Source organism: Protofrankia sp. BMG5.30 (assembly GCF_001983005.1).
In the GTDB taxonomy this organism is placed as follows: Bacteria; Actinomycetota; Actinomycetes; order Frankiales; family Frankiaceae; genus Protofrankia; species Protofrankia coriariae.
In genome coordinates this window covers 203,130-211,412 of sequence record NZ_MOME01000011.1, presented here as the reverse complement: position 1 = coordinate 211,412, position 8,283 = coordinate 203,130, and the positions used below count along the sequence as shown (strand labels likewise).

7 protein-coding genes are annotated in these 8,283 nt (G+C 71.8%); 3 read left to right on the top strand and 4 right to left on the bottom strand.

Annotated elements, in window-relative coordinates; all coding sequences use genetic code 11:
- Window positions 1–128: 128 nt before the first annotated feature.
- Window positions 129–2,342: an RNA degradosome polyphosphate kinase gene (locus BL254_RS07675; RefSeq protein ID WP_047221349.1), complete on the bottom strand. Its 2,214-nt coding sequence runs from the start codon at window positions 2,340–2,342 to the stop codon at window positions 129–131.
- 324 nt (window positions 2,343–2,666) lie between these two features.
- Here BL254_RS07675 and BL254_RS07670 point away from each other — a divergent pair, with 324 nt between their 5' ends.
- On the top strand, window positions 2,667–3,539 hold the full coding sequence (locus tag BL254_RS07670) for a transglutaminase domain-containing protein (RefSeq protein ID WP_371390190.1): 873 nt from the start codon (window positions 2,667–2,669) through the stop codon (window positions 3,537–3,539).
- A 42-nt stretch (window positions 3,540–3,581) separates the two neighbouring features.
- Here the strand turns inward: BL254_RS07670 and cofC are convergent, their stop codons facing one another.
- Window positions 3,582–4,328, bottom strand: a complete 747-nt coding sequence (gene cofC, locus BL254_RS07665; protein ID WP_076842914.1) for a 2-phospho-L-lactate guanylyltransferase — start codon at window positions 4,326–4,328, stop codon at window positions 3,582–3,584.
- A gap of 565 nt (window positions 4,329–4,893) precedes the next feature.
- Between cofC and BL254_RS07660 the strand changes: the two genes are divergently transcribed.
- Both BL254_RS07660 and BL254_RS07655 read left to right on the top strand, forming a co-directional pair.
- Window positions 4,894–5,901, top strand: coding sequence for an NAD(P)H-dependent glycerol-3-phosphate dehydrogenase (locus tag BL254_RS07660; RefSeq protein ID WP_047221351.1), 1,008 nt, complete (start codon window positions 4,894–4,896; stop codon window positions 5,899–5,901).
- 311 nt (window positions 5,902–6,212) lie between these two features.
- Window positions 6,213–7,385, top strand: coding sequence for a D-alanine--D-alanine ligase family protein (locus BL254_RS07655; protein WP_076842913.1), 1,173 nt, complete (start codon window positions 6,213–6,215; stop codon window positions 7,383–7,385).
- 49 nt (window positions 7,386–7,434) lie between these two features.
- On the opposite strand, the gene BL254_RS07650 is transcribed toward BL254_RS07655, so the two are convergent.
- Together BL254_RS07650 and BL254_RS07645 are read right to left on the bottom strand one after the other, a co-directional pair.
- The gene (locus tag BL254_RS07650; RefSeq protein WP_076842912.1) at window positions 7,435–7,896 is read right to left on the bottom strand and encodes a DUF3515 family protein; all 462 of its coding nucleotides are present in this window, start codon (window positions 7,894–7,896) and stop codon (window positions 7,435–7,437) included.
- A gap of 137 nt (window positions 7,897–8,033) precedes the next feature.
- Window positions 8,034–8,267 (bottom strand): Lrp/AsnC family transcriptional regulator, encoded by a 234-nt coding sequence (locus BL254_RS07645; RefSeq protein ID WP_013874856.1) that lies wholly within the window; start codon window positions 8,265–8,267, stop codon window positions 8,034–8,036.
- Window positions 8,268–8,283: the final 16 nt, after the last annotated feature.

Genomic DNA, 8,283 nt, shown 5'->3' with positions numbered 1-8,283 from the left:
CACCACCGAAGGCTGTGTGATCATGGAGTGATTGCGCAGCCGGAGGCTGGGAAAGTCGACAGAGCCTCCGGTCGTGCGGTCATTCTGTGATCGCGCGGCCGGAGGCTCCGGCGGGTTGTCCGCCGTGGTCAGGCGTGCGCCGCTCGCCGGGGCGGCACGCCCATCAGGTCGTTCTGGTAGTCCGACAGGGGCTGCCCGTCCGGGTCGGTGGCCCGGCGGTACCAGGTCCCGTCCGGCCGCAGAATCCAGGCTGCCACGCTGTCGGAGAAGGCGTGGTCGAGCATGGCCTTCAGCGGCCCCTGCTGGGACGGCTGCGCGACCCGTACCAGCGCCTCTATCCGGCGGTCGAGGTTGCGGTGCATCATGTCCGCGCTGCCGATCCAGCACTCCTGGATCGCGGTGAACTCCAGCACCCGGCTGTGCTCCAGGAAACGGCCCAGGATCGAGCGGACGTGCACCGTCTCCGACAGGCCCGGAACGCCCGGGCGCAGCGCGCAGATCCCACGGACGAGGCACTGGACGGGCACGCCCTCACGGGAGGCTCGGTACAGCGCGTCGATGACCTCTTCGTCGACGAGGCTGTTCACCTTGATCCGGACGCCGGACGGGTGGCCCCGGCGCGCCGCCTCGGTCTCCTGCTCGATGCGTTCGATGATCCCGTTCCGCATGAGCTGGGGGGCGACCAGTAGCGAGCGGTACTCGGTCTGGCGGCTGTACCCGGTCAGGACGTTGAACAGGTCGGTGAGGTCGGCGCCGATGTCGGGGTCGGCGGTGAGCAGGCCGAGGTCCTCGTACAGGCGGGCGGTCTTCGGGTTGTAGTTGCCCGTCCCGATGTGGCAGTAGCGCCGCAGCCCGCCGCGTTCCTGGCGGACCACCAGGCATGTCTTGCAGTGGGTCTTCAGCCCGATCAGCCCGTACACGACATGGCAGCCGGCCCGCTCCAGCTCACGGGCCCAGCGGATGTTCGCGGTCTCGTCGAACCTGGCCTTGATCTCGACCAGGACGACGACCTGCTTGCCGGCCTCGGCCGCGGAGATCAGCGCGTCCACGATGGGGGAGTCGCCCGAGGTCCGGTACAGGGTCTGTTTGATGGCCAGTACCTGCGGGTCGGCGGCGGCCTGCTCGATGAAGCGCTGCACCGAGGTGGTGAACGAGTCGTAGGGGTGGTGGACGAGCACGTCGCCCTCGCGCAGCGCCGCGAAGAAGTCGACCTGCTCGTCGGAGGACACCAGCCGTGGGTGGGTCCGCCGCACGTGCGGCCGGTCCTTGAGCTTCGGGCGGTCGAGTTCGTACAGCGCCCACAGCACCGACAGGTCGAGCAGCCCGCGGACCCGGACCACCTCGCGATGGGTGACCTCAAGTTCGCGCATCAGCAGGTCGAGCAGGTTGTCGTCGACGTCGTCACCGACCTCGAGGCGGACGGCCGGGCCGAACCGCCGGCGGGCCAGTTCGCGTTCGAGGGCCTGGAGGAGGTCCTCGGCCTCGTCCTCCTCGACCTCCAGGTCGGCGTTGCGGGTCACCCGGAACAGGTGGGAGTCCACCACCTCCATGCCGGGGAAGAGCTGCGAGAGGTGAGCGGAGATGACTTCTTCCAGCGGGATGAARCAGACCTCGTGGTCGTCGTCGCCCAGGTCGTGCGCGAGGTGGTGGCCGCCCACGCCCGCCGGGAGCTCCGGGGCGACCCGGATCAGCCGGGGCACGTTCTGCGGGACCTTCACGCGGGCGAACCGGTCGCCATCCCCGCCGGGGTCACGTACAGTGACTGCAAGGTTGAGGGAGAGTCCGCTGATGTAGGGGAAGGGATGCGCCGGGTCGACCGCGAGCGGGGTGAGGACGGGGAAGATCTGCTGGTGGAAGTAGTGGTGCAGTCGGTCCTTCTGCCCGTCGGTCAGGTCGTTCCACAACTGGATGGTGATGCCCGCCTCGGCCAGAGCGGGGATGACGGCGTCGGTGAAGCACCGGGAGTGACGCTCGCCGAGATCGGCCGCGGTACGGCTGATGAGGTCGAGCTGTTCACGCGCGGTGAGGCCGTCGGCGGAGAGCACCGCGAGCCGGGTCGCCTCCCGGCGCATCAGGCCCGCGACCCTGACCATGTAGAACTCGTCGAGGTTGCTGGCGAAGATTGCCAGGAACTTGGCGCGTTCAAGCAGCGGGACGCTCTCGTCCTCGGCGAGTGCCAGCACTCGCGCGTTGAAGTCCAGCCAGGACTTCTCCCGGTTGATGAACCGATCATTTGGAAGATCTGACGGTACCGGCGGCCGGGGTGCTTCCAGCGGTTCGAGCAGGGCGCTTCGCGGTTTGCGCTGCGGTTGCTCAGATCGGTTCACCACCAGCTCTGTCATGCCCTCGATGGTGCCAGTTCGTTGGGAACGAGGCAGCCGTGTGGGGCGATTAGGACCGGCGCAACTCGCCTGGGATGACGCCTGGACGAACGCAATGTGTAACGCTCATGAAATGCGTTCGGGTGAATATCGCAGCGTGGGGGAAACATCCTGTGGCTCGGGGCCGGCGGACGCCGGAGCGTGGCGGTGACGACCGGGGCGGTACCGGCGCAGCCGGTGCGTGCGCAACAGCTGGCACAGGCAGCTTTGTTGCGCACAGTGCCGGACGATATGCTTTCCGCTAGTGAAATGGACGTCGATCCGGCGGACTCGGCGGTCGTGTCAGTGACTTATCGTGTTCGGCAGCGGTTCGGTTACACCTATGACGGTCCGGCCTGGCAGCTGGCGCACCGCCTGGTCGTCGTCCCCCCGCGCCGGCACGGTGACCAGACGGTGTGCGCGTACCACCTCGCCGTGTCCGACCCGACGGCCACCGTTACCTGGGAGCGCACGGTCGACGGCTCCCAGGCCGCGCTGGTGCGGCTGGACACCGTGCCACGGCGGCTCGACTTCGACGCCACGGTCGTCCTCACCCGCACCRCCGGGGCCGGGCCGCCGACGCTGCCGGCGTCCGCGCTGACCGGCCGCAGGCTGCTCACACCCACCCCGCTGACGGCGCCCGACGCCACCATGATCGCGGCAGCTCGGGCGCTGGCCGTCCCCGACCCGCTCGAGACCGCGTTGCGGTGCTGCGCCTGGGTGCACCGCAGGATCGGGTACGCGGGCGGGAGCACCGACGTGACGACCACGGCCGCGCAGGCCCTCGCCGGGGGGCGCGGGGTCTGCCAGGACCACGCGCACGTCATGCTGGCGCTGTGCCGGGCCGCGGGCGTGCCGGCACGGTACGTCTCCGGCCACATGATCGGTGAGAGCGCCTCACACGCCTGGGTCGAAGTGATCGTCCCCGCGGCCACGGGGACGATCGGCGGCGGGGCGTGCGCGGTCGCGCTCGACCCCTGTCACGACCGGCTGGTGGACCGGCGGTACGTGACCGTGGCCACCGGCCGGGACTACACCGAGGTGGCACCCACGTCCGGCTCCTATCGCGGGCCGGGCCGCGGCACCCTCACCACACGCCAGCGGGTGGACGTCATAGGAGTGGACCTCGTCGGGACGGGCACCGGCACCGCCGGGCCCGGGCCCGCGGCCATGGTCTGATCCCCGCCGCGAGCCGCGGCAGGGCCGGCTGCTGCCGGCCCGTTATCGCCGGGCCGGCGCCGGCCGCGGGCCGGCGGACAGGACCTGCCTGGTCCAGGGGCCGACGCCCAGGCTGACCGCCTCCCACAGGTGCTCGACCGTGTCCACGTCACGGCGCAGGCCACGGACGGATCCGCCGAGCGGCCCGGTCAGGTCCCGGGCGCCGGAGCGGATGTGTGCCGCGCGGCTCGCCGGCCCGAACCGGGGCGCCAGCGGTGTGCCGGCCGCGGCGGCGAGCAGGACGGTGCCGGTACCGTCCGCGTCCGCGACCAGGCCACGGCCGCCCGCCGGCACGGCCAGCAGAGCCGCGCGCAGGTGGGCCGGGCGCAGCGCGGGGATGTCGGCGGACAGGGCCGCGACACCGGCGTCCGGCCACCACCGCGCGGCCAGGGCCGCGCCGTGCGCCAGTGCCGCGTTCAGACCGGTGTCAGGCATGTCGGGGACGACGACGATCCGGCCGCCGGCTGCCGGGGTACCTCCGGTCAGTGCGGCGCCGTCGGTCGCTGGGGTGCCGTCGGTCGCGGGCCGCCCGGTGGGGCCCGGGCCCGACAGGGCGGCCATTCCGGCCCGGGCCACGCCGTCGTTCGTCACGATCATGACGGCTTCGACAGTGCCGTGGCCGACCGCGCTGGCCGCGGCCACCGCGTCCTGGGCCATCGCGAGCGCGAGGGCTGCCCGGTCCGGACGGGCGAGCCGGCTCTTGGCGGTTGCCAGCGGTTTGACCGGTACGACAACGACCCAACCGGTCATGTGGATGGCGGCTTCATGCGGGTGGCGGCTCCGGTGGCGCCGGTGTCACACACCGGCTCGTGTCCGCAGCGACTCTATGGCACGCCGACTCTATGGCACGCCGACTCTATGGCACGCCGACCCGATGGTATGCCGACCCGATGGCACGCCGACTGTCGGCACGTGCCATCCGGGCCGTCCTGCCGCACCGGTTGGGACACGATCTGTGCGGGCGCCGGTGCCTTCTCGACAGCCTTTGYGTGACTGAGCAAGACTCCTGCGACGTGAAGCGAGCTGAACGTGCCGGTGTCGGGGTGATGTCGACGGCGGCCGTCAGCGCGCCGTACCGGATGCGCGCACGGCCGGGCGGGCGCCGGCCGTGCCACGAGCGGCCGGGCGGGCGCCGGCCGGGTCACGCCCGATCCGGCAATCTTCGATCCGGCGGCATCCAGGCCGGCGATCTTCAGACCAGCGGTCTTCAGGCCGGCAGCCTTCGGCCTGGTCGTCTTCGGTCCGGCGATCCGCGGCCGGTGGCCCGCCGTGGTGGATCCCCGGCCGCGCGGACCGCTGCCGGCAGGCGGTCCGGATGAGGCGGGCGGCTGTTCTCTGCGCCGGGTCCTGGGGGACCGTCTTCGCCAAGGTGCTCGCGGACGCCGGAGCCGGGGTCACGCTGCTGGCACGCGAGCCCGACGTGGTCACGTCGATCAACCGCTTCCACACCAACCCCCGCTACCTGCCCGGCCTGACGCTGCCGGACCGACTTGACGCCACGCTCGAGGCCGCCGAGGCGCTGCGCGGGGCCGAGCTGGTCGTCCTGGCCGTGCCGTCGCAGGTGCTGCGGGCCTGCCTGGCGCGGTGGGCCCCGCTGGTGGAGCCGTCCGCGGTGTACGTGAGCCTGATGAAGGGCATCGAGTTGGGCTCCCAGCTGCGGATGAGCGAGGTGATCCAGGAGGTCACCGGAGCGGCCCCGGAGCGGATCGCCGTGGTCAGCGGCCCGAACCTGGCCCGGGAGATCGCGGCCGAGCAGCCAGCCGCCACCGTCGTCGCCAGCGTCAGCGATCGGGCGGCCAGGGCGGTCCAGACAGCCTGCTGGACGCCCTACCTCCGCCCGTACACGAACCCGGACGTGATCGGCTGTGAGCTCGCCGGCGCCGTCAAGAACGTGATCGCGCTGGCCGCCGGGATGGTCGAGGGCATGGGGTTCGGCACCAACACGATCGCCTCCCTGATCACCCGGGGGCTGGCCGAGACGACCCGGCTCGGTGTGGCGCTCGGCGCCGACCCGTTGACCTTCGCCGGGCTCGCCGGCATGGGCGATCTGGTGGCCACCTGCTCGTCTCCGCTGTCCCGCAACCGCACCTTCGGGGAGAAGCTCGGCCGGGGCGTGCCGCTCGCCCAGGCCAACGCCCAGCAGCACCAGGTCGCCGAGGGCGTCCGCTCCTGCCGTCCCGTCCTGGACCTGGCCCGCTCCCTGGACGTCCAGATGCCGATCACCGAGCAGGTGGAGCGGGTCATCCACGAGGGCCTGGCCCCGCTGGACGCGGTCAAGGAACTGATGAGCCGGGAGCCCGGCCCCGAGTACCGCGCCGGCTGACCACCCCCCAGCCACCCCTGGCCATCCCCGACCCCGCGCCACGGACACCGCCCACGACCGGCTATCCGCCAAACGCGCCCCCAAACCCCGGTCGGGTTCCCGTGATCGAAGGAATGAGTAAGGAAACGGCTGTTATGGCGACCGTTTGTTCCCTCGTTCTCATGATCCGGCGATGACCGTTCATGTATTTCTTGTTGATTGTTTGTTTTTGGTTGATTTTACGACGGTTTTGTGTTGCCTGAACGGTGTTTACAGGTGGACTCGCTGTGGGGTTCGGCGGGACGCGGCCGGGCATCGGTTAGGGTCCCGTCATGCCTGGCTCTCCGCCGCGCCGGACCCGGATCGCCGTCCTGTACGGCGGCCGCAGCACCGAGCACGCGATCTCCTGTGTCTCGGCTGGCAGCGTCCTGCGAGCCCTGGACCGGCGGCGTTATGACGTTGTCGCTGTCGGTATCACCCCCGATGGCCGATGGGTGCTCGGCCCGGACGATCCGGACGTGCTCGCCGTCCGCGACGGCGTGCTGCCCGCGGTCGACGCCACCGCCAGGCCGGTGGTGCTGCCAGGTGACCCCACCGTGGGCGGCCTGATAGCGCTCGACGGGGCGGCGGCCTCGGCGGGCCCCGGCCCCGCCGACCGCGATACCGCCGGTCGCGGTACCGCCGACCTTGGCGCCGTTGGCCTTGGCGCCGTCGACGTGGTGTTCCCGCTGCTGCACGGGCCGTTCGGTGAGGACGGCACCGTGCAGGGGCTGCTGGAGATGGCCGCCGTCCCCTACGTCGGCTCCGGGGTGTTCGCCAGCGCCGCGGCCATGGACAAGCAGTACATGAAGATCCTGCTCGCCGCCGCCGGGCTCGACATCGGCCCGTACACGGTGCTGCGCGCCGGGCAGGACCTGAGCGGCGACGACCGCGAACGCCTCGGCCTGCCCGTGTTCGTCAAACCGGCCCGGGGCGGGTCGAGCATCGGCATCAGCCGGGTGGACGCCTGGGACGACCTGGCGACCGCGCTGAAGGCCGCCCGCGCCGTCGACCCGAAGGTGCTGGTCGAGGCCGCCGTCGTCGGCCGTGAGGTCGAGTGCGGCGTGCTCGGCAGCCTCGACGGCGGCGGGCCGGAGGCGAGCCTGCCCGCGGAGGTGACGGTGGCCTTGTCCGCGGGGTCCGCGGGCTTCTACGACTTCGAGGCCAAGTACCTTTCGGACGCGGCCCGCTTCGACGTCCCGGCGAACCTGCCCGCCGAGGTCACCGCCGCGGTCCGTCAGATCGCCGTGCGGGCGTTCGCCGCGCTGGACTGCGCGGGCCTTGCCCGGGTGGATGTGTTCGTCCGCCCGGACGGCTCGGTCGTCGTCAACGAGGTGAACACCATGCCGGGGTTCACCCCGACCTCGATGTTCCCGCGGATGTGGGCCGCCACCGGCCTGGACTATCCGCGGTTGGTGGACCGGTTGGTCGCGCTGGCGACCCGTCACGGCACGGGGCTGCGCTGATCCCCGTCGCCTCCCTCCGTCGCCGCTGCCGCCGGCTGGCCGGCCGCGCTCAGGCCGTCGTCGACCGTGTCGCGTCACGAACCAGCGCGGCGAGCGTGGCCAGCACGTCGAAGGCCTGGACGGACGCGGGGAGCAGCAGCACAACCTGCGGACGCCGAGTAGGCGTAGAGTAGCGGACGGTGTCGCCGCGTTCCTCGGCGAACCAGCCGACGTCGTCGACCACCGCGAGCGTCACGTCAGGCCGGTAGCCGGGAGCGACCCCCGACACGCCGCAGGAGAGCACCGCCGGCGGGGAGCCCCAGGCCGCGACGAACGGCGACGCCGGCCGGACCTCGCGACGCTCCAGGCCCGGCCCCAGGGATGACGGCAGGGCGGCGCCGAGGGTGAGGCAGGCCGACCGTTGCTCCCCGGCCGGATCCGGAGCGCCGTTGACCGTGACCGGGCCAGGGGCGCCAGCACACGCGGTGAGCGGAATCACAACGGCGAGGGCCATGATCTGAGCGAGGAGCACGACCGGCCACCCGGTCCGTCGCCCGACCGCTGGCCCCGGTGACCCGGCTGGCCGACAGGGCCGCGCGGCCGATGACCGCCCTGCCCGTACCCTGTCGTCCCGGCCGGTCATGACGGGGAACAGGCGCGCGCGAGGCGTCAGAAGTGCACCACCGGGCAGGTCAGCGTGCGGGTGATCCCGTCGACCGTCTGCACGCGCGACATGACGAGCTTTCCCAGCTCATCGACGCTGGCCGCCTCGGCACGTGCGATCACGTCGTAGGGGCCGGTGACGTCCTCCGCCTGGGTGACACCGGGGATCTGTTCGATCTCCTTGGCCACTGATGAGGACTTTCCGACCTCGGTCTGGATGAGGATGTACGCGTGGACCACAGAGGCTCCCTTGTCG

Excerpts from the sequence above, each read along its gene's own strand:
- cofC (WP_076842914.1), bottom strand. The coding sequence starts at position 4,328 with ATGACCGGTTGGGTCGTTGTCGTACCGGTCAAACCGCTGGCAACCGCC.
- BL254_RS07660 (WP_047221351.1), top strand. The coding sequence starts at position 4,894 with ATGAGGCGGGCGGCTGTTCTCTGCGCCGGGTCCTGGGGGACCGTCTTC.
- BL254_RS07655 (WP_076842913.1), top strand. The coding sequence starts at position 6,213 with ATGCCTGGCTCTCCGCCGCGCCGGACCCGGATCGCCGTCCTGTACGGC.